Here is a 23,392-nt window from a genome sequence, read left to right on the forward strand (position 1 = left end):
AAAATATATATACTTGACCAGTCATCTCGACTGGTCTTTTTTTATTATAGGAGGGAACCATGAAAAAAATAATATCAGGAATACAACCAAGTGGAATCTTACATATAGGAAACTATTTTGGTGCAATACAACAATTTATCAAATTCCAGGAAGAAAACGACTGTCTGTTCTTCGTAGCAGATTACCACGCTCTTACATCTTCTACAGATGCAGACGCATTACGTAAAAACACCAGAGATGTAGTTTTAGACTACTTAGCATTAGGAGTAGATCCTGCCAAAGCCAGCATCTTTATCCAGTCTCATGTACCAGAACATACAGAACTTATGTGGGTTTTATCAAATTTAACTCCAATGGCTTTACTGGAGAGAGGTCACTCATTTAAAGACAAAAGTGCTCGTGGTATCTCATCTAATACAGGATTATTCACATACCCAGTACTTATGGCAGCGGATATCTTAATGTATGATGTAGACATGGTTCCAGTTGGAAAAGACCAAAAACAACATCTAGAGATGACTCGTGACATAGCTACAAAGTTCAATGAGAAATACACTGAAATTTTCAAACTACCAGAACCTATGATTGTCGAGAGTACAGCAGTAGTTCCTGGAGTAGACGGGGCTAAAATGTCAAAATCATACGGTAATACCATCGATATGTTTGCACCTAAAAAGGCATTAAAGAAACAGGTAATGAGTATTGTAACTGATTCTACACCGTTAGAAGATCCTAAAGATCCAGATAACAATGTAACTACTTTATATAAATTATTCGCTACACCTGAAAAATTAGAAGAGATGAAGGAAAAATTTAGAGCTGGTAACTACGGGTATGGTCATGCTAAAAAAGAACTTTTAGAAGCTATCTTAGAGCACTTTGCCGAAGCAAGAGCTAAACGTGAAGAGTTAGTCGCTAACCCTGAATATGTAGATAAAATATTAGCTGAAGGAGCCGAGAAGGCCAGTGCAATAGCAAAAGCTAAGATGGTAGAAGTTAAGAAAGCAGTAGGACTGATATAATAAATAATTTATTTATCACCAGTCAATAAACTAAAAGAGAGAAGATCCAAATGGATCTTCTCTCTTTTCTGTTACATTATATTATTTACTCTGTCCTTCCCATGTAGGAGAAGGCAGAGTAAGGGGGGGTTATGCTGTTACTTTTTTACCTTCTTTGTTGTATACCTTATCTTTTACTGCTAAGAATACTACTCCGATAACTATTGCTAAGGCAATTCCTGCATACTTAGACATCATTACTGGTAATCCAAATCCGATCGGTGCCATCATGATAAATGCGATACACACAGATGTCATGAATACTGCTGGGATATATGTAATCCAGAAGTTTTTCTTTTCTCTTACAAAGTAAGCTGTAGAAGTCCATAATACGATAGTTGCGATCAATTGGTTCGTGAATCCAAAATATCTCCATACAATGTTGAAGTCTACCTTTGAAAGGAAGAATCCAATAACGAATAACGGTATAGCTACTAATAATCTATTTTTCATAGAGTGTTGTTCAAAGTTAAGTGCATCTGCTATTGTAAGTCTGGCACTTCTAAATGCTGTATCTCCAGATGTGATAGGTGCTGCTACTACTCCAAATACTGCTAATGCTCCTCCAACTTTTCCTAATAATGAGTTAGATATTACATTTACAATTGCTGCTGCATTTCCATCAAATCCTGCTAATCCTTTTACTCCACCAAAGAATGCCATCGCTGCTGCTGCCCATACTAATGCTACTATTCCTTCTGCAATCATAGAACCATAAAATACACTTCTACCTTGCTTTTCATTAGTTAAACATCTTGCCATAAGTGGTGATTGTGTTGAATGGAATCCTGATATTGCTCCACATGCTATTGTGATAAATAACATTGGGAATATAGGTGTTTTCATAGGTGTTGCCTGCATATTTGTTATGTTTCCAAATAATTCCGGGATCTCAAATCCTCCTACAAATAACATTACTCCTACACCAGCTGCCATGAATAACAGTGCTGCTCCAAATAATGGATAGATCTTAGCTATTATCTTATCTACCGGTACTAATGTTGCTATTAAGTAATAACCGAATATGATATAAATTAACATTTGTACATTCAATCCTGTTAATCCATGTAAGATAGTTGCAGGCCCTGCTACAAATACTACTCCTACTAATACTAAAAGTACTACAGATATAACTCTCATTGCCATTCTATAGGGTTGTCCTAAATATTTTCCAACTAATTCCGGTACTGATTTACCGTCATTTCTAAGAGATAACATCCCTGACATATAGTCATGTACTCCACCTGCAAATATTGATCCAATTACAATCCATATAAATGCTACCGGTCCAAATAAAGCTCCTGCAATGGCTCCAAATATTGGTCCTAATCCTGCAATATTTAAAAATTGAATCATAAATATTTTCCAACCTGGTAATGGTATAAAGTCTACTCCATCCTCTAACTTAATTGCTGGTGTCTCGGCTTTTGGATCTACTCCAAATACCTTCTCAACAAATTTTCCATAAAATAGATGACCTAAAACTAATAAAACTATCGATACTAAAAAAGTAATCATATCGTCCTCCTAAAATAAATTTAATATATTTGATATGATTATTATACATCTATTATAGATTCAAGGTGTCATTTAGAGATAAAATACAAAATTTCAAACATTAAATACAAATATTCGTCATGAAATGCATTTTGAAGTCCCGATCTTTATCAAGTCACCTAGTTCTATTTTGGAACTATTAGTTTTGTTTTCTATTTTATATTCAGCAAAGTTCGAAATTCTTTTATCTTATTCCGGCTCACAGGAACTTCTACATCCAAATCCTCTATCTTCAGGTTATACGTACTGTTGAACCAAGGTATTATTTCTTTTATTTTGTTTATATTCACTATATATGATCTGTGGGTCCTGAAAAATATATTTGGCAATTCCCCCTCCAAATCAGATATCTTTTGTTTGGAAAAATATATTTCACCTTTGGCATATACCTTCGTTTCCCTTTCACATGCTTCGAAAATATAAATTTCATCCAGGGATAAAACATACATCTTCTCCCCCTTCCAAAGAGTCAGTCTGTTGATGCTCTTCTCTTCCTTAGGTTTTTCTTCTATGTTTTTTTCTATTAAACTATCTAAGGTTTTTATTATCCTCTCCTCAGAATATGGTTTTAATATATAGTCAAAAGCTTTTATGCTGAAAGCATCCACTGCATACTCACCATATGCAGTTATAAATATGATCTGTGGCTTTATTTCAAATTTTGAGATCAACTTAGCTAAGACCATCCCATTCATATTTGGCATATTTATATCTAAAAAGATTATATCCACGCTGTTTTTTTCCAAAAAATTAAGCACTGACATGGAATCCTCAAATTCTCCTACAATCTCTAACTCTTCATATTTTTCTATAAAATATCGAAGTTCCATCCTTGCTGGATATTCATCATCAATTATTATACACTTCATTATTCCCCCCTGATATCAAAAGTTATCCTCGTTCCCTCCTCTAATCTTTCTATATCCAATCCCTTTCCATAGATCAATTTTATCCTTCGATGTACATTATAAAGACCTATCTTACTACTTTCAATACTATCGCTATATATTTTATCGATCACTTCCTGGTCTATACTCCTACCATTGTTTTCTATGATCACACGTATTTTATTTTTGTCTACCCTGTATATTTTGAGGTAGATATCTTTTCCCCCTGTTCCATTAAGGAGTCCGTGCTGTATTGCATTTTCTACCAACGGCTGAATTGTCAGACTTGGTATCTTTACTAGCTTAACATCTTCATCTATCTCATAGTGCATATTTATTTTATCATAAAATCTTGCTTTTTCTATATTTACATAGGCTTTTACCTGCTCTAATTCCATAACTATATCCACAGGTTTATTTCCATTATCCAAATTGTATCTGAGATAGGTCGCCAGATCAATAATTGTGCTCCTGGCCTGAATAGGGTCTATTCTCACAAAGGAGGTTATTGTATTCAGTGCATTGAATAAAAAATGCGGATTGATTTGAGTCTGCAGCGCTTTTATCTCTGCATCTCTGGCCATCTCCTCTAATTTTTTTATCCTGCTTATCTCCAGCTGGGTCGATATAAGCTCAGATAATCCAAGCACTAGGTTTTTATTTCTTTCCGATATATAGGAATTTTCCGAAAAATAAACTTTTAATGCTCCGGTTACTTCAGTTCCTGATTTGAGTGGCACTATTATAAATGAAATAATATCCTCAGAGATACAATCTAATTTTCTCTCTTCCTCATCATCCTTATTGACCATTCTAAACTTCCCTGTTCTAAGCACTTCCTTTGTGACATTCCCCCGGATCTTTGTATGCATTATTTCATATTTCTCATCCTGGGCACAATATGAAATTATATCTTCCATATCGGTAAATACCACTATTTTAGCACCTAAAGATTCCAGTATAGTCCTGCATACATTTTTTAATGAATCATTATTTACATCTCTAAAGTATGGCAGCGTTTTATTAGCTATCTCCAAAACTAACCTGGCCTCTTCCCCTGCTACCCTGTCTTCTTCTAACATCATATTTTCTGTTATTAATATTACGATGGCTACTCCCAGAGCATTTACTAAAACCATAGGAAAATATATAGTTTCCACTATATTTAAAGCCAGATAAAATGGTTTTGACATGAGTAATATCAATCCCATACTGATATTTTCAATAATAATTCCACCTATAAACCCCAATATATATTTATTTTTTACATTGAGTTTATTTAAGTATCCCAGTCCCCAGCCCCCTAAAAAAGTGGCTATACCACAGGGAATTGCCGTTATCCCATAGGGATCTATCATGATCCTATGGATTCCTGCAGTTAATCCTGTGATAAGTCCGATCATAGGTCCGCCTATAATCGCTGCTACAACTACACTGATATTTCTAGTATTGGCTATGGCACCATTATAGTCTGTTCCCATATAGGTCCCGCCTATAGCAAGTACAGAAAATATCAGAGATAATAATACCATATCTAGTTTTGTATATTTTTCTTTTTTTATTAACCGTTTGAATCCCCTAGCCCTCGATAGGAAAAATGCTATCGTTATGATATAACCCAAACTATTTATTAGATTTCCAACAAGCCCGAACATAGCTCCTCCTTTATATTAATATATTTATATAAGTTCATTTTACACTATTAGTAAGAGTGTTGCAAAAAGTTTATCAGGATCTTATCGGTCGAAATTATGAATATAAAGTTTAAAGTCATGACAATTCTATGGATACTTTTTTTAAATTAATTTAATTAAAGGTATCCAACTATGATAATAAAAAAATTCCGTGCAGGAAATTTTATCTAACTCAAGAATATTATAAACTCTTGGTATTAAAAGGATTGAACTCACCAAATATTCTAAATAATCACCTTAGAAAAATAAAATTTCAGGTGTTATTATATTTTTGTTGACATTTCTTTACTTGTTTAGTAAACTTTGTTTATAGAAAAATATTAAGGATTAATAATATGGAGGTAACGATGAATACAATTAAAAATCAAATAGATTTAGAAGAAAAAATAATGAATTTATACTTAAGACACCAAAAACAAAGTGAATCAATGGAATGGAATTTCTACGAATATATGCCTTGGGATAAGGGGCAGTCTTTCTCCACCCTGCCCTATGATAAATCACAAAATACCCTGCCTCAGGAGTTGATTACAGCAATAGAAACTTCTATGCTGACAGAATTAAATCTTCCTTGGTATACTACTTTTTTAAATAATATGTTTACAGATAGTTTAGAGCCGCTGCAAAACTTTGTACATACTTGGGTAAGTGAGGAAGACCAGCATGCCGCAGCTTTGGAAACTTACTTAATCTTGACTAGAAATGCTGACCCTAAGGAGCTTACCAAAGTAAAAAAAGAAATTCTTACTACCGGCTGGGACTCTATCTTGTCGGAACCTTTGGCATCTATGGTATACACTTCGTTACAGGAATTGGGAACAGTTGTATTTTATAGAAATATAGCTAAATATGCACAAAAATATGACTCTGGACTGAGTGATTTACTCCTCAGAATAGCCAAGGATGAATCATCTCACTATGCCTTCTACAACCAGATAGTTGATGCACACCTAGAGCTGAATCCTGATTTAATAACACATGTCTGGCCTGTAATTAAAAACTTCAAAATGCCCGGAGGATCTTTGAGTGATTTTGATGATAGGATGAAGGTAATTCAAAAAGCCGGATATGGCCCGGACGAATATGTAAACCAGGTTTTAGAAGTTCTTATTAAAAGATGGAAAATTGCTAAATTAGAGCCCACAACTCCAGAAGGGAAGGAAGCTCAGAAAAACATTTTAAAATATTTAGAAAAGATCAAAAGAATTAATGCTAGATTAAAAACTAGATAAAGTAACGTCAAATAAAAAAAGTCATCTAAATTTAAGATGACTTTTTTTACTTTTTTATTTTCAATATCTTTACTGTCTTTGTATTTTTCTTAGCTAAACTCAAGTTTTTTTCATAGTTAATCTTACTGAGGAGGATAAAAATTGCATCTATCACTGTCAGCTGAGTTATTGTAGATGAAATCGCAGTCAGCCTGAAATTAACATTTTCAGCTACAGTTTTAATGGCTATATCTGCTAACTTACTCAGTGGATTTTCCAATACCTTAGTCAAAGTAATTACCTTTGCTCCATTTTTTTTCGCTATCTCAACAGATTTGATTATCTCATATGTCTGTCCGCTGTGGGATATAGCAAAGACCAGATCATCGGGAGTGGTATTATTCATACTAGTCAGCTGTACATGGGTATCATCTAAATAACTGGCACTTAGATTTATCTCCAACAATTTATACATCAAATTCTTGGCCACCAGACCTGAAAATCCAGCTCCTAAAATATAGATATTTCTTGCCTTGCATATGGCACCTACAGTTTCTTCCATATCTGAAACATCCACAATAGAAGTAGTATTTCTTATAGCCTCAATATTTTGATACGCCACTTTTTTTATAACTTCCGAACTTATGTCATCCATTGAAATCTGATCGTGTACTATCTTAGTTTTTTTTGATTTTTTCCTTATTACTGCTTCACTTAGAGCTATCTTAAATTCCGGAAATCCCTTATATCCCAATTTTTTGGCAAACCTAATTATACTGGGCTGGCTTATACCTATTAATTCTCCTAATTCTTTGGCTCTCATTCCCTTTATGTTTTCTAAATTTCCTAAAATATATTGAGCTATCTTTTTTTCTGTCTTTGTAAATACCTCTTTCATTTCCTTTAATTTTGTTATACAATCCATTTTTACTCAACCCCCTTTACAAATTATAAAGCATTATTGAAATTTGTGCAAAATTTTATTTTTTTTTGAAATAAAATTACAAAATTAAAGTTTAATGAGCAGAATTTAATCCGCTATATATTTAAATATTTACAGATGATATGTTATACTATTGGGGTAGTAACAATCAATTAATTTATAGGAGGGACAAATTATGGATAACGCTTTAGAAATCGTAAGAAACATGAGAAGAAAAAATAAAATCAAAAGAGAAGTAACTGATGTTGAAAAAAAAATAAGAGACAACAGAAAAAGGGTTGAATTATTAGATAACTTATCATCATATATCAAAGATAATATGACTACAGATGAGATAAAAGATATCATTCAAAGTATGAAGAGTGACTACGAGGATAGAATCGATGATTTCATCATCAAAACTGCTGAGTTTTCAAAGGAAAGAAGAGATCTTAATAAAAGTATCAAGGAATTGATGCAAGCTAACCAAATGAATGAAAATAACTAAATAGTGGTTATATAAAAATGAAGGGAATCCTTCATTTTTTTTATTGGAAGATTTCCCTGATTTTTCCGAAAACAAGGGATGAATTGTTCCTGTAATAAAAAAAGAGCAATGACTGCTCTTTTATTTAGTAAGTTTTATTAAACAAAGTTTTATCACTTCCAATTTTTTTATCTAGCTTTACAAAAACAGTTACATCAAGCTTTGGATTGTTAACTTCTGACCTTATACTTTTAACCAGTTTAAAGATTACTTTTTCAAATATTTGCTTATCAAGTTTAGACCAGTTAGCATCTCCAAATGTTGATTCAATTTCAAGCTCTAATATAGCTCTATTTTGAGAAATAGTTAGGTCATATTCAATATCTTTAATTTGTGTTTTTCCATCACTGATAACAGAGTATTCAATTTCAAACTGTTTTTCAAGAATGTCTTCACTAGCTTCAAAGTCACCTTTACTAAAAGATACGACTGATAAAATCAAAATTAAGAATAACATTTTTTTCATATTTAACCTCCATGTTTAAGATAGTTTATTATTAAATAACCTGACATTTAGATCTCTCTTAAAGTAAGAATATCACCTATATCAGCCAAAATCAATAAGAATAAAAATTAAATATTTATTCTAGTTTAAGTGATGAATTTATATCCAATAACCAGGAATCCATTCTTTTATTTCTTTTAGCAATTTGAGGTATCTTTCCACATTTTGAGTATTATCTTTCCATAGAGTTCGGGCTTTTGCTTTTCCAAAAGGGAGAGAGTCGTCTTGGGGATCACTACTAGAATAATATCTGTATCGGCAATTGCTGTTGCAAGATGTTTAGGGATACCTACTTGGGCGATTATTCCGAAAAACATTCCTGGATAAAATTTATCTGCTGTTCTCCCTCCTACGACTGCCTTTACCTCTCCCTCTAAAAGAAGATAGGAGTCCTCTGTTGTTTCTCCCTCTTCAAAGATATTTTCTCCGGCACTATAACTTCTTTCTATAAGTTTTTCTATAAAAAAATCTATATCTTCTCTGGCTATTCCTCCAAAGAAAGATGTCTTTGACAAGAGTTCAATAACCTTATTTCTCAGTTCCTTTTTAGACATAATAATTTCCCCCTTTACATTAGGTTCTTTTATATTTTTTTAAATATTATTTCTCATTTTTTCTCCTCAATAATTGGTTTTAAATATTTAAGCTTTTAATTACAAGCTTAAAGCAAAGCTAAGAAAAAGATGATCTCCTTCAATTCTATTGTCTGCGTGAAACTCATATAACCATTTCGCTATAAAAGTAACATCCTGATTCATAATATTAGTTGCCCACATAACTGCCGGGCCAAATCCAGCGGCTTCGCCTTTAAAACCACTTAACAAACTGTTGGCAGTATCATTTTTAACCTGATCACTTGTAAACTGTTTAAGATAAAATCCATGCACTCCTACTGCAAAATTTTCTGAAAAAAACTGATTTAATACTAAATCGATATGAAATTCTTGTCCTGTTTGATAGTCAGTATCTTTATTTTCAGTATTATAGATATGCCCTATATTAACAGAATAATCCTGACCAGTCTCTGGATTTAAATATGTAGCAGCAAAGTTGGTGTCAAATGAATAGTAGTTAAGGCCAGTATTGGCCTCAGCCTCTTCATCATAATCAGCAGTTGGAATGATTATAAATTCTCCTAAGCTAAAATGATAATTCCCTTCATTCCAAAATAACATTCCTGGAATAAGAGTGAGATCTCCCAATCCCTTTGCGTTCTCATTAAATCTTCCGAAGTTTGATCCACCTTTAACCTCAAGATACACAAGAGGTATTGCTGCTCCATAGGCATAATTTCCATTAAAAAACTCAATCTTTGTGTTGTATATCATAGTAAGTAGATCCATCTTCATTGTGATATCTCCATCCACATCAATCCCTGTGTTTCTAATTGTTTTATTGGTGCTCGCACCATAATAATATATATCATTCCGTATAGTAAGACCATGAGGTGGCTCCAATGCCATTCCAAAATCTCCATATGTTCCAGGAATATAGTTACTATACCCGCCTTCAGCTCCATAAATAATTGTCAAATGTAATAAGGACAATAAAAACACTATAATTTTTTTCATCTTTATAACCTCCTTTCTAATTTTATTTTTTGTGGCCTAAGTGCCGAGAATTGCACACTCAATTTATCCATATACTTCTTTATTCGATTATACTTGGTCTATTTCCTTTTTTTTTCAAAATTTCTTTAAAAGATTTAAAAAGAGGGAGAGAAATTAAAAAGATTTTACACTAAAAAAAGAGGAATAAATATTTTTTACAAGAATATTCTTTCTTTTTAATTCAACTATCTTATTCAATTGCGTGTTTTTTAAACTTCTTGAAATAACTTCCTAGAACTGCCAATCTGATTGATTCTTTTCTTTAAGGTGAAGTTTATTGTTTTAAATGTTATAATAATAGATATAATATTTAAATTTAAAGAGGTGGAAAATTTGGCAACAAAAAGTATAGAGAAATTAACAGATTATTTTTATAGATTTCCAGGAATTGGAAAGAAATCTGCCAGCAGATTGGCATTTCACATCCTAGAGATGGAAAAAAATGAGATAGAGGAATTTGTGAAGGCTGTCTATGAGGTAAAAGAGAATACTGAAAAATGTACAGTTTGTGGGAACTTAAGCGAATCTCCTATCTGTGATATATGTGATAATGAAAGTAGAGATAACTCTGTCATATGTGTAGTAGAAGATAATAGAGACATTATCGCCTTGGAAAAATCAAAATCATATAACGGTAAATACCATGTTTTAAATGGTAAGATTGCCCCTCTAAGTGGTATAACTCCTGATAAATTAAATATCAAATCACTTTTAACTAGGGTGGCTGCTGAAGAAATAGATGAGATCATCCTAGCTCTTAACCCTGATTTAGAAGGAGAAACTACGGCTATGTATCTCATGAAACTACTCAAACCATTTGGCGTTAAGATCTCTAAGATTGCCAGTGGAATTCCCATGGGTGGAAATATCGAATTTTCTGATATTGCTACTATCAACAGAGCATTAAACGATAGAAAAGAACAATAAGTAAGATATAAAAAATCACTCCTAATTAGGGAGTGATTTTTTATAGAGGTTCTCTTTAACTTTTTTTAATAAATTTAAAATAACATCTTTTATCCCTACTATTTCTCTCCTAATAAAAACTCTATATCTACTGCATAAACATCTGTTCTTTTTATCTTATCCATGACAGCCCTTCCATTAGCTGCAAGATAAAGTATATTATCTTTTATAGTAGGAGTTGTTACTATATCCCCATTTACTATAAATTTAAATAATTGTTTTTTCGAAGAAATATCTTCAATGTATAATTTATCCCCGGTAATTGAAATTTCTAAATTCTGGTATCTTATCTTTTCTACCTTTCCTTTAAATGGGCTGAATTCTTCAGAGAATTTATATCCTTTTTCTACATCCTTTGTTTTTCCATTTTCTTTATCAATCGTATAGGTCTGAGGAAAATTATAGACATCTTTTCTCAAAAAATCATCATTGGTCAAGAAGGAAATATTTTGATCTGAAAACTTCAGATTAGAAGTTATTCCGCTGGGAACTTTTGATACCCATTTTACTTTATTTTGATAGTTATAAAAGATCATAAAATAAAAATTTGATACAAATAATGTAAGAATTATTAGATTGAATAAACCACTAGAAGAACTCCTCATCACAACTCTTTTTTTAGTTTTTGTTACCATGAGGTATATTCTAAGTCCCAGCAGAACAATCAATCCTGCTACCCCTATTGGAAATCCTTCACTCTTATTGTTAAATATCAATGCCATCATACTTGGCAGCAGGAGAAATAAAGCAGATAAAATATTCATATTAGAAGATTTTACTACCCAATTAAACCTTTTTTTGGCCAAGATAAATTCAATAATTCCCAGTATAAAAAATAAATATACCGCCTTTGGTGATACCAGTAGATAAAGTCCTATATTTACAGTAAATAGTACAATAAATATAGGAAATGATAGGATATATTTTGAATTCCCTCTTCTCTTTTTTAACTTTTCAACCATTTTTCTTCCCCCTACTTTAATTTTATAGATGATCTCATTCCCCTATATTTTAAATCATTGCTACAATTATACTACTTTTTTAAGTTTAAACAAGTTAAGATTAAAAAATTATAAAAATAGCCTTAAAATAACTCGAATATATAAATAATATTAATTTCATTTTTTATAATTTTAATCTTATAACTTAAGGCTCGTACAAACTACCGTTGTTAAAGTACTAAATATATGATAAAATATAAAGATTTTTTCATTCTGGCTAAACTTATCTAAGAGTTATTTTTAGCTAATTAATAATATAAGGAGTTTTAAATGAAATATATAAAACACAGAGATTTAATAGTTAATAAAAGTCTCTACAAAGTAATCTTAAAGATCTCCATTCCTCTCATGATTGGTGAGCTGATTCAAAGAGCCTATACCCTTACAGATATGTTTTTTATGGGGAAGATGGGAAGTATACAGGTAGCAGCCCTTACCTTTGTTGATCCAATAATAAATGGAATCATGGCTATTGGAATGGGATTAGCAGTTCCTATGCTGTCTATGGTTTCTCAAAATATAGGAGCCAAAAACTACGATGGTGCTAAAAAAAATATCGGTAACCTTATTTTTTTAGCATCAATTTTATCTATCTTTATTGGACTGGCAGGAGTTTTTCTTTCAGATCCAATCCTTAAAACATTAAATGCCCATGGAATATTATTAATAGAGAGTTCTCGTTATTTAAAAATTATTCTTTGGGGAACCTTTTTTACATTTATAAACGTATGTTATCTCTCCATAAAACAAGCTGAAGGAGATACCATGAAGCCTTTATATTTGAATATTGCTTCCCTTGGTCTAAACCTTTTACTCAACCCTATTTTAATATTTCAAATGAATTTAGGAATTGAAGGAGCTGCCATAGCCACGGTGGTTTCAAAAGGGTTTTTAACTATCTATGGGATCTATGACCTATTTTATAAGGGAAAAGGATTAAGGATTTCAAAAGAGCACCTTAAAATATCAAGAAAAGATCTTATATACATACTTGCTTTGGGAATCCCTGCTGTCATCACTAAATCTACTTCTCCTTTGGGGAATATGCTTATCAATTCCTATGCTGTTGGTTATGGTAGTTCTGTTATTGCAGCAGTGGGTCTAGGTAATAAGATAAATAGTATTCTATTCAGCATGGGAACCAGTCTATCCGCTACGATGACTACCATTGCTGGTCAGAACATCGGTGCTGGAAAGATAAAAAGAGTCGAAGAAGCTGTAAAAAAATTAGGAATTATAAGTATTTTTATCAGTCTCTTAGGTTCGGTTATTATAATTTTATTTTCAGAGAATATCCTCTCTTTCTTTACTTCCGATCCATCAATAAAAAAACTTACAAAAGAATTTTTTGTTGCTACAACTCCTACAGCTGTTGCATGGGGGATCTCTCAGATCATTATGGGGGTACATCAGGGAGCCGGTTATACTAAGATATCCATGTATATAACCATTATTAGATTATGGCTGCTGAGAATCCCGCTGGTTTTCATCCTGGGAATTTTTGTAGGAGAAAGGTCATTATGGTATTCTACAGCAATTGCTACGAATGCCATAGGAGTTGTCTCCATCCTATTTTATCTGTCAGGTCTATGGAAAAAGAAGAATAAATATATCATGGCATAAAAAAGCAACATGACGCTGCATCCAAATTTTTTTGTAATAAACCTTAAAATTTTGGTGATACCCTTTGCGGGTATGATTTCCTAGATAATAAAAAAAGGACTGGAAAATCCCAGTCCTTCAGATAAATAACTCCCATTATCATATATACATTTATTAATTAACTCTAAATGAATAATCATGGAAATATGGTAAATTTAATTCTGATTGCACATACCCAACTATTTGGTTATTAACTCCTCCACTTGCAGCAGAAAAATTTGTAGGATAGATAGGCACTTCTTCATTCATGATATCTTGAACTTTAGCATACAATACTTTTCTTTTACCTTCATCTAATTCTATCTTCGCAGCTTCTAAAAGAGCATCAAATTCTGAATTTTCAAAAAAACTTCTATTCCCGGCATTCCCCTTCATAGAACTATGTAGCATAGGAGTGAAACCATAATCTGCATCCCCCGATGAGTTTGACCACCCCATCAAGTATAAGTCCGTTTCACCTTTAGAAGTAATATTTAAAAATGCACCCCATTCAATTTGTTCCAGTGATAAATTAATTCCGATTTCTTTTAATTGAGCCTGCATAATTTGAGCTATTTGTGAATTAGTTTCACTTCCACTTATTGTCATTTTCATATCTATTCCTTTTTCATATCCAGCTTCCTTTAACAGTTGCTTTGCTTTTTCCTGGTCGTACCCTAAGGTTGTAGCATCTTTTGAGTAACCAAAAACTCCCGGTCCCAATAATCCATTAGCCTTTGTAACTGCTCCCATTAATATAGTCTCAATTATTATATCTCTGTCAATTCCCAAAGCAATAGCTTGTCTTACCTTTTTATCTTTTAATGCCCCTTTTTCTGTGTTTAAACCCATATATGACACCCCTAATGAAGTTACTTCGTGAAGAGTTAGATCTTTATGCTCAATAACTGAAGTTCTAGAAATTGATGCTATATCCATAGATATATCAATTTCTCCAGTTTCTAGACCTATCACCCTACTATTTTCTTCAGGAATATTTCTCACATGAACATACTTAATAGGAGCTTCACCTTTGTAATATTTGTCGTGAGCTTCCAATACAACTCTATCTCCAGCTTTCCAATCTATCATTTTATATGCCCCTGTTCCCATTGGATTTAAAGCGACTTCATCTGTGTTTTCATTATATTCTTTGTTTACGATAGAAGCTCCAATGTGACTTAAGTGATGAAATAAGGCTCCAAATGGCTCCTCCGTTTTTATTATTACTGTATATTTATCAGGTGTTTCTATTTCACTTACTAAGCTAAACAATACCCCAATCATTGGAGATTCCTTTGCTCTTTCCAAAGAATATTTAACGTCTTCTGAAGTTAGCTCACTTCCATTATGAAATAATATTCCCTCTTTCAAATTAAAAAGTACAGTGGTCTCATCCAAATATTCCCAATTTTTTGCTAGTCCAGGTACAATTTCCAATTCGATATTTTTTTCTACTAATCTGTCAAAAACATTTGTTAAAACCCTCCTTGAGTAGATATCGGTGTGCATTTGCGGATCTAATGTTCTTAACTCTGAAGACTGAGAGAAAATTAGCGTATCCTTAACCTTCTTCTCTTTTTCTTCACCACAAGCGATAAATAAAAATAAACTAACCAAGCATAATAGTATTTTTTTCAAAATTATTCCCCCTATTTATATGATATAACTTGATTATATAACATCTATAGTCCATCTAGAAATCAATTGTTAATTAAATCTATACTCTTTTTCGCCTATGTTTTATGGCTTTGTATCTTGTTTCTTAAGTTTCACTCATTTTGAACCAATATATTAATTATGTATTATTAAAATTTATTAATCTTATGATATGCAAAAAAGGACTGGAAAATTTCCAGTCCTTTTTCTATATGTCTACTTTATTCTTACTCCTAAAAGGAAGAGGATAAATTATAGACCTTGAGAATAGTCAAGTGCAGCTAATCTCTTATAATGTCTGATTTTCTTTTGAGCTTCCATTTTATTCTTAGCGAATAATTCTTTTGCTCTCTCAGGATTAGATTTAGTTAGTGTTAAGTATCTAGTCTCTCCTAATAAGAACTCTTCATATTTGTCCCAGTTAGGTTCTTTAGAATCGATTTGTAATGGGTTCTTACCTTCTAATTCTAATTTAGGATCAAATCTGAATAATGGCCAGTAACCACATTCAGTAGCTAACTTCATCTCTGTTTGAGAGTGACCCATACCTTTTCTTACACCATGTGAGATACAAGGAGCGTATGCAATGATGATAGATGGTCCTTTATGAGCTTCTGCTTCTTTAACAGCTTTTAAGTATTGAGCTTGACTTCCACCCATAGATACTTGAGCTACATAGATATGTCCATAAGACATGCAGATAGCAGCTAAATCTTTCTTCTTTAATGGCATTCCAGCTGCAGCAAACTTAACTACTGATCCAGTTGGTGATGCTTTTGATGCTTGTCCACCAGTATTTGAGTACATCTCTGTATCCATTACTAAGATGTTGATATCATCAGATGTAGCTAAAACGTGATCTATTCCACCGTAACCGATGTCATTTGCCCAACCGTCTCCACCGAAGATCCATTGTGATTTCTTAGTGATGTAATCTTTTAATGAAGTTACTTCTTTAGCATCTTCATTACCTTCGATTAATGGTAATAATTTAGTTCTGATTTCTTGAGTCTTCTCTCCATCAGTTCTGTTTTCAATCCATTCTTTGAATAATTCTGCTACTTCTGGAGTAACTTTATCCATGATTGTTTCCATTTCTACTTCTAATCTATCTCTTAATGCTTCTACAGCAACGTGCATTCCGTATCCGAACTCTGCATTATCTTCAAATAATGATGATGCCCAAGCTGGACCTTCTCCGCAACCGTTTGTACAGTAAGGAGTTGATGGAGCTGATCCACCGTATATTGATGAACAACCAGTAGCGTTTGCTACCATCATTCTATCTCCGAATAATTGAGTGATTAACTTGATGTATGGAGTTTCTCCACAACCAGCACATGCACCATGGAATTCGAATAAAGGTTGTGCAAATTGAGAAGTTTTAACATTTGCAGTTCCCATAATTTCTTTCTTGTAAGTTACTTCGTTGAATAAGAAATCAGCGAATTTTTGCTCAGGCATAACTTCAGCAATTGGAGTCATAACTAAAGCTTTTCCTTTAGGTGCTGGACATACGTTTGCACATACTCCACAACCAGTACAGTCAAGTGGTGAAACTTGTAATCTGTATTCTACACCTTCAGCTTTTCCGATAACTTTTAAAGTTTTCATGTCTTCTGGTCCATTAGCTTTTTCTTCTTCATTGATTAAGAAAGGTCTGATTACTGCATGTGGACAAACAAATGAACATTGGTTACATTGGATACAGTTTTCAGGAATCCATTGAGGTACGTTTACTGCTACCCCTCTCTTTTCAAATGCTGTAGTTCCATTTTCAAATGTACCATCTTCATATCCGTCAAATGCAGATACTGGTAAATCATATCCTTTGATAGCGTTTATTGGCTTAGCAATTTTTTCTACGAATGCAGAACCTTTGTAAGCGTCTTCAGCTGTTTCATGTACTAAGTTGATCCAAGCTGGATCTACAGTAACTTCTACTAACTCGTCTGCTCCTTTATCAATTGCATTGTAGTTCATGTCAACGATATCTTGACCTTTTTTGATGTATGACTTATAAGTATACTCTTTCATATATTCTTGAGCTTCTGTAAATGGAATTACATTAGCTAACTTAAAGAATGCAGATTGCATTATTGTGTTAGTTCTGTTTCCTAATCCTAATTCAGATGCTAATTTGTTTGCATTGATGATGAATAACTTAGCTTCTGCTTTAGCTAATTTGATCTTAACTGAGTTAGGTAAGTTTGCAACAGTTTCCTCCGCATCCCATACACAGTTTAATAAGAATGATCCACCTTTTTTTAATCCACTTGTCATATCATACTTACCTAAGTAAGATGGTGTAGAACATGCTACGAATGAAGGTCTGTTGATTAAGTAAGTTGATCTGATAGGGTCTTTACCGAATCTTAAGTGAGATCTAGTAACTCCTCCAGATTTCTTTGAATCATATGCGAAGTAAGCTTGAGCATAAAGATCAGTCTTATCTCCTATGATTTTGATTGAGTTTTTGTTAGCTCCTACAGTACCGTCAGATCCTAATCCGAAGAATAAACATTCTTTTACGTTATCAGCAACTACTGATACAGATTCTCCTACTGGTAATGATAAGTGAGTAACGTCATCGATAATTCCTACTGTGAATCCTTCTTTAGGAGTATCTAATTTTGCATTTTCAAATACAGCTACTATTTGAGCAGGTGTAGTATCTTTAGAAGATAATCCGTATCTTCCTCCAACGATTTTTGGTGCATTTTTGTCATCTTTGAATAACTCAACTATGTCAAGGTATAAAGGTTCTCCGTTTGCTCCAGGTTCTTTAGTTCTATCTAATACAGATATAGTTTTAACTGTCTTAGGTAAAACATTCATGAAGTACTCAGCAGAGAATGGTCTGTATAAGTGAACAGTTAATAATCCTACTTTTTCTCCTGATGCCACTAAATGATCTACAGTTTCTTTGATAGTCTCTGTAACTGATCCCATAGCTACTACTATTCTTTCAGCATCTGCTGCTCCATAGTAAGTAAATGGCTTATATTCTCTTCCTGTAATCTTTGAAATTTCTTCCATATATTCTAAAACTGCTGCTGGTACTGCATCATAATATTTATTTTGAGCTTCTCTAGCTTGGAAATAAACGTCATCGTTTTGAGCTGTTCCTCTTGTCACTGGGTGATGAGGGTTGATTGCTCTATCTCTGAATGCTTGAACAGCATCTCTATCTAATAATCTATCTAAATCTGCATAATCCATTACTTCTACTTTGTTGATTTCATGTGAAGTTCTGAAACCGTCGAAGAAATGCATGAAAGGTACTCTTGTTTTAAATGTTGCTAAATGAGCCACACCTGCAAGGTCCATTACTTCTTGTACAGATCCAGAGGCCAACATTGCATAACCAGTTTGTCTTGCAGCATATATATCTGAGTGATCTCCAAATATAGATAATGCTTGAGCTGATAATGATCTAGCTGATACATGGATTACTGAAGGTAATAGTTCTCCAGCGATCTTATACATGTTAGGTATTTTTAATAATAATCCTTGTGATGCTGTATAAGTAGTCGTTAAAGCTCCTGCTTGTAACGCTCCATGAACTGATCCTGCTGCTCCTGCTTCCGATTGCATTTCTACTAACTTTACAGGTACTCCGAATAAGTTTTTCTTACCTTGAGCTGCCCATTGATCAGTGTATTCTGCCATTGGTGATGATGGTGTTATAGGATAGATTCCTGCTACTTCTGTGAATGCGTATGATACCCACGCTGCAGCTTGGTTTCCGTCCATTGTTTGCATAGTTTTAGCCATTTTTTTGACCTCCTGAAAATTTTAATTATATTTTATTGGTGTCAGTAAAATAAAATATCTTTCATGTACAATTTTACTTCACTAGCAATATTTTGTCAATAATTCATTATTATTTTTTTAAACTTATCTCTTTTTACACTTTTTTCGTCCTTAAAACGTCATATATAACCACTTCCACACATTTAATTATTTTTTTCACTTAGTATTATCGAGGTTAAAACCTTTGATTCTCTAAGTTTTTGTACGATTATACTTTACAAATCCCCCTATATTTCTGTGTTTTATGGACATTTTTTTACAAATTTGATATCTGCCAATACATATCGTTTAAAAATGATATACAGTCTATTTCTACATCTAAATAAAAAAGCAACGTGGAGCTGTATCCAAACATACATAACCCAATTTTTTTATAATTTTTTATTTATTCAGTAAGTTTTATCTCAAAGTTCTATATTTACAGAGTAAACTACTAATATTTTAGTCATACCATTTACTGGTAGAATTTTCTAGGTAATAAAAAAAGCTGCCAGATTAATCTGGCAGCTTTAAAATTATTTAACTATTGCTAATGTATCTCTAGCGATTACTAATTCTTCATTTGTTTGAATCTTGTAGATAGCTACTTTAGAAGTTTCTGTAGATAATTTTACAGATCCTTTCTTTCTTACTGAGTTAACAGCTTCATCTAATTCTACACCCATAAATTCTAATCCTTCTAAAGATTTAGATCTTATTAAGTTAGAGTTTTCTCCAATTCCACCTGTGAAACAGATCATGTCTACTCCACCCATAGCTGCTGCGTATGATGCGATATAAGCTCTGATTCTATAAGTCATCATATCGATAGCTAATGCTGCTCTTTCATCTCCAGCTCCTCTTGCAATTTCAAGATCTCTACAGTCAGATGACTTTTCGAAGATTCCTAAGATTCCAGATTGCTTGTTCATTCTAGCATCGATTTCTTTATCAGTTAACTCTCTCTTAGCTTTGATAAATAATGCTGCTGCTGGATCGATATCTCCACATCTAGTTCCCATCATTAATCCTTGTAATGGAGTTAATCCCATTGAAGTATCTACTGATTTACCATCTTTAACAGCTGATATAGATGCTCCGTTTCCTAAGTGACATATGATTACTTTTGAGTTAGCAGGGTTTCCTAATAAATCGTTAGCTAATCCAGAAACGAATTTATGAGAAGTTCCGTGGAATCCGTATTTTCTTACTTTTAACTCTGTGTAGTCAGCATATGGTAATGGATACATAAATGCTTTTGCTGGCATAGTTTGGTGGAATGCTGTATCAAATACTCCTACATTAGGCTTTCCAGGAATAAGTTCCATACAAGTTTTTACACCTAATAAGTTAGCTGGGTTATGTAATGGAGCTAATTCGTTGTTAGCTTCGATCCCTGCCATTACTTTTTCATCTAATAATACAGATGTTGTGAATTCTTCTCCACCATGTACTATTCTATGTCCAACTGCGTCAACTTCTTTGATATCTGCAATTACTCCGTGCTCTCCTGTTAATGTGTTTAACACTAATTCTAAAGCTTCCTTATGTGTAGGCATATCATGCTCTAATTCTAATTCGAAATCTGTAGCTGGTACTTCGTACTCAAACTTAGATCCGTGAATTCCAATTCTGTCACATAGACCTATTGCGAATACCTCTTCAGTTGTTGGGTTGATTAGTTGGTACTTTAAAGATGAACTACCACAGTTAATTACTAAAACTTTCATTAATTATTTCCTCCTAGATTTTATTTGATGATATATATTTCACTTATCATCTATATTATTTTTGTAGGAGCTATCTCTAACTCCTACTATTTTATCTATTAGTTAGCTTGTACTGATGTTATTGCTGTTAAGTTTACTATATCAGATACTGAACAACCTCTTGAAAGGTCATTGATTGGTGCTGCTAAACCTTGTAATAACGGTCCATGAGCTTCTGCTCCTGCTAATCTTTGTACTAATTTATATCCGATATTTCCTGCTGCTAAGTTAGGGAATACTAAGATATTAGCGTTTCCTGCTACTTTTGATTCAGGTGCTTTTTTAGCTCCTACTGCTGCTACTAATGCTGCATCAGCTTGTAATTCAGCTTCAAATTCGAAGTCTACATTACTTTCAGCTAATATCTTGCCTGCTTCTGCCACTACATCTACTGAATCATGTTTAGCTGATCCTTTAGTTGAGAATGTCATTAATGCTACCTTTGGCTCAATTCCTGCTACTGATCTAGCTGTTTCAGCTGCACCCATAGCAATATCAGCTAATTGTTGAGAATTAGGTTCTGGTATTACTGCACAGTCACCAAATATTAAGATGTTTCCATACTCTTCAACTTTATCTTTTAATTCCATGATGAATACAGATGATACTGTTTTCATTCCTGGCTTAGGTCCTATTACTTGGAATCCAGCTCTAAGTACGTTTGCTGTAGGTGAATCTGATCCAGATACCATTCCATCTGCATCTCCTAAAGCTACCATCATAGCACCAAAGAAGTTAACATCTGTAGTTAAGATCTCTTTAGCTTTTTCTGGAGTCATTCCTTTCTTAGCTCTTCTTTCTACTAATTTAGCTACATAAGCATCTATATTTTCAAAAGTGTTTGGATCTATTATAGTAGCTCCCTCTAAGTTAGCTCCTACTTTTGCTGCTTCTGCATTTAAAGTTTCTACGTTTCCTACTAATACAACTTTAGCCAATCCCTCTTTTACGATTTCTTGTGCTGCTTTTAATACTCTTTCATCAGTTGCTTCTGGTAAAACGATAGTCTTTTGTGCGATTTTAGATTTTTCTTTTATTTGATTAATGATTCCCATTAGTCATCCTCCCGATCTATATAATATGAAACCTATATTAACATATTTTACTCTAGTTGTACATATGGTTTTTGTTTTCTTACAACCGGTTAGAACCTAGTGTTTCATTTACAAACTTTTGTTCCCATAAGCACATTTTTTATACCATTTTTTACTAACATAACTATTATATTATTTTTACGTTTATTTTGAAAGCTTTTTTTGATTTATTTTTATCCAAATTTAATTTTTATTCGAAAATAGCATCTATATACTCTTTAGATTTAAATTCACGGAGGTCCTCTATCCCTTCTCCTACACCAATAAATTTAATTGGTTTTTTTAACTCTTCAGATATAGCAAATACTATCCCACCTTTAGCTGTTCCATCTAATTTAGTCACTACAAAGCCACTCAATTTAGTTACCTCATTGAATACTTTAGCTTGGTTCAAGCCATTTTGACCAGTAGTTCCATCTATTACTAATAAACTTTCATAGGCTGCTTCCCCTACATGTTTTTTTATGATGATGTTTATCTTCTCTAATTCTTTCATAAGGTTGTTCTTATTATGTAATCTTCCTGCTGTATCTATTATGACTATATCAGCATCTCTATTTTTTGCAGCTTTTAGCGTATCAAATACCACTGCACCTGGATCACTTCCCTGCTCATGCTTTATGATATCTGCACCTGCTCTATCTGACCATTCTTCTAATTGCTCAATTGCTGCAGCTCTAAATGTATCCCCTGCACCTATCACTACTTTTTTACCATCTTTTACAAACTTAGCAGCTAATTTTCCAATGGTAGTTGTTTTTCCTACTCCATTTACCCCTACTACTAAGACTATATTCATCCCAGGTTTATCCACTTCTAACTCCGTCCCTTCAGCGATCAAGAACCCTTCCATTACATCTTTTAACACATCATAGACCAAGTTAGGATCTTTGATCCCTCTTTTTCTAACTTCCTTTTCTAGCTCTCCTACTATTTTCAGAGTCATATCCATACCGATGTCCGATTGAATCAACAGATCCTCTAACTCCTCATACATCTCTTCATCTATAACACTTCTACCAGCAAAAAGTGTTTTCATCTTTCCAAACAACCCTTCTCTGGTTTTTACAAGTCTTTCCTTTAAAGATTTAAAAAATCCTCTTTTCTTAGATTTTTCTTCCTTCTTCTTTGATTCTTCATCCTCTTTTCTTTTGGCCTCTTCTTCAGCTTCTTTGGCTATTCTATTCTCTTCAGCCTTTAATCTCTCTAATTCTCCTCTTTCTCTCTCCTCTTTCTCCTTCAATTCCTCTAATTCTTTTCTCTCTTGTTCCTCTTTAATTTTTAATTTTTCAAGTTTTTCTCTTTCCTCTTCCTCTTTAACTTTTAATTCCTCTAACTCTTTTCTTTTAGCCTCTTCTTCAGCTTTTAATCTTTCATTTTCTTCTGCCAATTTCTTTTGCTTAGCTTTTTCTATTTCCAACTCTTCGTTTTTAGCTCTTAATTCTTCTTTTCTTTCTAATTCAACCCTTTCAG

Annotated in this window: 18 protein-coding genes; 5 read left to right on the forward strand and 13 right to left on the reverse strand. The window is 33.0% G+C overall.

Annotation, left to right across the window (positions count from 1 at the left end):
- Nucleotides 1–59 precede the first annotated feature (59 nt).
- Nucleotides 60–1,022 carry a tryptophan--tRNA ligase gene (gene trpS / locus K337_RS0109680; RefSeq protein WP_028856433.1) on the forward strand — a complete coding sequence of 321 codons (963 nt, stop codon included), beginning with the start codon at nt 60–62 and terminating at the stop codon, nt 1,020–1,022.
- A 129-nt stretch (nt 1,023–1,151) separates the two neighbouring features.
- On the opposite strand, the gene K337_RS0109685 is transcribed toward trpS, so the two are convergent.
- The 3 genes from K337_RS0109685 to K337_RS0109695 form a co-directional block, all read right to left on the reverse strand.
- Entirely contained in the window at nt 1,152–2,579 is a 1,428-nt protein-coding gene (locus K337_RS0109685) for a carbon starvation CstA family protein (RefSeq protein WP_028856434.1), read from the reverse strand.
- Between the two features lie 191 nt (nt 2,580–2,770).
- Nucleotides 2,771–3,487, reverse strand: coding sequence for a LytR/AlgR family response regulator transcription factor (locus K337_RS0109690; protein ID WP_028856435.1), 717 nt, complete (start codon nt 3,485–3,487; stop codon nt 2,771–2,773).
- Complete coding sequence (locus tag K337_RS0109695; RefSeq protein WP_028856436.1) at nt 3,487–5,160, reverse strand: LytS/YhcK type 5TM receptor domain-containing protein; 1,674 nt, start codon at nt 5,158–5,160, stop codon at nt 3,487–3,489. Before K337_RS0109695 ends, K337_RS0109690 begins: the two co-directional genes overlap by 1 nt.
- A gap of 386 nt (nt 5,161–5,546) precedes the next feature.
- Here K337_RS0109695 and K337_RS0109700 point away from each other — a divergent pair, with 386 nt between their 5' ends.
- Nucleotides 5,547–6,431, forward strand: coding sequence for an acyl-ACP desaturase (locus K337_RS0109700; RefSeq protein WP_037029312.1), 885 nt, complete (start codon nt 5,547–5,549; stop codon nt 6,429–6,431).
- Nucleotides 6,432–6,477: 46 nt separating this feature from the next.
- Here the strand turns inward: K337_RS0109700 and K337_RS0109705 are convergent, their stop codons facing one another.
- Entirely contained in the window at nt 6,478–7,335 is an 858-nt protein-coding gene (locus K337_RS0109705; RefSeq protein WP_028856438.1) for a MurR/RpiR family transcriptional regulator, read from the reverse strand.
- A gap of 193 nt (nt 7,336–7,528) precedes the next feature.
- Here K337_RS0109705 and K337_RS0109710 point away from each other — a divergent pair, with 193 nt between their 5' ends.
- Nucleotides 7,529–7,840, forward strand: a complete 312-nt coding sequence (locus K337_RS0109710; protein WP_028856439.1) for a DUF496 family protein — start codon at nt 7,529–7,531, stop codon at nt 7,838–7,840.
- 124 nt (nt 7,841–7,964) lie between these two features.
- On the opposite strand, the gene K337_RS0109715 is transcribed toward K337_RS0109710, so the two are convergent.
- From K337_RS0109715 to K337_RS0109725, 3 genes are all read right to left on the reverse strand, one after another.
- Nucleotides 7,965–8,345, reverse strand: coding sequence for a hypothetical protein (locus K337_RS0109715; protein WP_028856440.1), 381 nt, complete (start codon nt 8,343–8,345; stop codon nt 7,965–7,967).
- A 176-nt stretch (nt 8,346–8,521) separates the two neighbouring features.
- Nucleotides 8,522–8,938: a cyclic nucleotide-binding domain-containing protein gene (locus tag K337_RS18180; RefSeq protein WP_037029314.1), complete on the reverse strand. Its 417-nt coding sequence runs from the start codon at nt 8,936–8,938 to the stop codon at nt 8,522–8,524.
- 99 nt (nt 8,939–9,037) lie between these two features.
- Nucleotides 9,038–9,955, reverse strand: a complete 918-nt coding sequence (locus K337_RS0109725; RefSeq protein WP_028856441.1) for a SphA family protein — start codon at nt 9,953–9,955, stop codon at nt 9,038–9,040.
- Nucleotides 9,956–10,327: 372 nt separating this feature from the next.
- On the opposite strand from K337_RS0109725, the gene recR reads away from it, so the two are divergent.
- Nucleotides 10,328–10,921 (forward strand): recombination mediator RecR, encoded by a 594-nt coding sequence (recR, locus tag K337_RS0109730; protein ID WP_028856442.1) that lies wholly within the window; start codon nt 10,328–10,330, stop codon nt 10,919–10,921.
- 98 nt (nt 10,922–11,019) lie between these two features.
- Here recR and K337_RS0109735 read toward each other — a convergent pair whose 3' ends face one another.
- Complete coding sequence (locus tag K337_RS0109735) at nt 11,020–11,922, reverse strand: hypothetical protein (RefSeq protein WP_028856443.1); 903 nt, start codon at nt 11,920–11,922, stop codon at nt 11,020–11,022.
- 309 nt (nt 11,923–12,231) lie between these two features.
- Between K337_RS0109735 and K337_RS0109740 the strand changes: the two genes are divergently transcribed.
- Nucleotides 12,232–13,584, forward strand: a complete 1,353-nt coding sequence (locus K337_RS0109740; RefSeq protein ID WP_028856444.1) for an MATE family efflux transporter — start codon at nt 12,232–12,234, stop codon at nt 13,582–13,584.
- A gap of 153 nt (nt 13,585–13,737) precedes the next feature.
- On the opposite strand, the gene K337_RS0109745 is transcribed toward K337_RS0109740, so the two are convergent.
- The 5 genes from K337_RS0109745 to ftsY all read right to left on the reverse strand — a co-directional run bounded on the left by K337_RS0109745 (nt 13,738) and on the right by ftsY (nt 23,099).
- Nucleotides 13,738–15,243: an ABC transporter substrate-binding protein gene (locus K337_RS0109745; protein WP_028856445.1), complete on the reverse strand. Its 1,506-nt coding sequence runs from the start codon at nt 15,241–15,243 to the stop codon at nt 13,738–13,740.
- Nucleotides 15,244–15,513: 270 nt separating this feature from the next.
- On the reverse strand, nt 15,514–19,038 hold the full coding sequence (nifJ, locus tag K337_RS0109750) for a pyruvate:ferredoxin (flavodoxin) oxidoreductase (RefSeq protein ID WP_028856446.1): 3,525 nt from the start codon (nt 19,036–19,038) through the stop codon (nt 15,514–15,516).
- A 554-nt stretch (nt 19,039–19,592) separates the two neighbouring features.
- Nucleotides 19,593–20,786 carry an acetate/propionate family kinase gene (locus K337_RS0109755; RefSeq protein ID WP_028856447.1) on the reverse strand — a complete coding sequence of 398 codons (1,194 nt, stop codon included), beginning with the start codon at nt 20,784–20,786 and terminating at the stop codon, nt 19,593–19,595.
- A gap of 98 nt (nt 20,787–20,884) precedes the next feature.
- Nucleotides 20,885–21,880, reverse strand: a complete 996-nt coding sequence (pta, locus tag K337_RS0109760) for a phosphate acetyltransferase (protein ID WP_028856448.1) — start codon at nt 21,878–21,880, stop codon at nt 20,885–20,887.
- 229 nt (nt 21,881–22,109) lie between these two features.
- Nucleotides 22,110–23,099, reverse strand: a complete 990-nt coding sequence (gene ftsY, locus K337_RS0109765) for a signal recognition particle-docking protein FtsY (RefSeq protein WP_425414019.1) — start codon at nt 23,097–23,099, stop codon at nt 22,110–22,112.
- Nucleotides 23,100–23,392 lie beyond the last annotated feature (293 nt).

It is taken from the genome of Psychrilyobacter atlanticus DSM 19335, assembly GCF_000426625.1.
GTDB classification, from domain to species: domain Bacteria; phylum Fusobacteriota; class Fusobacteriia; order Fusobacteriales; family Fusobacteriaceae; genus Psychrilyobacter; species Psychrilyobacter atlanticus.

What these genes read in the sequence shown, in the direction of transcription:
- K337_RS0109690 (WP_028856435.1), bottom strand. Translation starts at nt 3,487, where the DNA reads ATGAAGTGTATAATAATTGATGATGAATATCCAGCAAGGATGGAACTT.
- K337_RS0109715 (WP_028856440.1), bottom strand. Translation starts at nt 8,345, where the DNA reads ATGAAAAAAATGTTATTCTTAATTTTGATTTTATCAGTCGTATCTTTT.
- K337_RS0109710 (WP_028856439.1), top strand. Translation starts at nt 7,529, where the DNA reads ATGGATAACGCTTTAGAAATCGTAAGAAACATGAGAAGAAAAAATAAA.
- trpS (WP_028856433.1), top strand. Translation starts at nt 60, where the DNA reads ATGAAAAAAATAATATCAGGAATACAACCAAGTGGAATCTTACATATA.
- K337_RS0109725 (WP_028856441.1), bottom strand. Translation starts at nt 9,955, where the DNA reads ATGAAAAAAATTATAGTGTTTTTATTGTCCTTATTACATTTGACAATT.
- K337_RS0109700 (WP_037029312.1), top strand. Translation starts at nt 5,547, where the DNA reads ATGAATACAATTAAAAATCAAATAGATTTAGAAGAAAAAATAATGAAT.
- K337_RS0109695 (WP_028856436.1), bottom strand. Translation starts at nt 5,160, where the DNA reads ATGTTCGGGCTTGTTGGAAATCTAATAAATAGTTTGGGTTATATCATA.
- pta (WP_028856448.1), bottom strand. Translation starts at nt 21,880, where the DNA reads ATGGGAATCATTAATCAAATAAAAGAAAAATCTAAAATCGCACAAAAG.
- K337_RS0109755 (WP_028856447.1), bottom strand. Translation starts at nt 20,786, where the DNA reads ATGAAAGTTTTAGTAATTAACTGTGGTAGTTCATCTTTAAAGTACCAA.
- K337_RS18180 (WP_037029314.1), bottom strand. Translation starts at nt 8,938, where the DNA reads ATGTCTAAAAAGGAACTGAGAAATAAGGTTATTGAACTCTTGTCAAAG.
- K337_RS0109705 (WP_028856438.1), bottom strand. Translation starts at nt 7,335, where the DNA reads ATGGATTGTATAACAAAATTAAAGGAAATGAAAGAGGTATTTACAAAG.
- K337_RS0109740 (WP_028856444.1), top strand. Translation starts at nt 12,232, where the DNA reads ATGAAATATATAAAACACAGAGATTTAATAGTTAATAAAAGTCTCTAC.
- K337_RS0109735 (WP_028856443.1), bottom strand. Translation starts at nt 11,922, where the DNA reads ATGGTTGAAAAGTTAAAAAAGAGAAGAGGGAATTCAAAATATATCCTA.
- K337_RS0109685 (WP_028856434.1), bottom strand. Translation starts at nt 2,579, where the DNA reads ATGATTACTTTTTTAGTATCGATAGTTTTATTAGTTTTAGGTCATCTA.
- nifJ (WP_028856446.1), bottom strand. Translation starts at nt 19,038, where the DNA reads ATGGCTAAAACTATGCAAACAATGGACGGAAACCAAGCTGCAGCGTGG.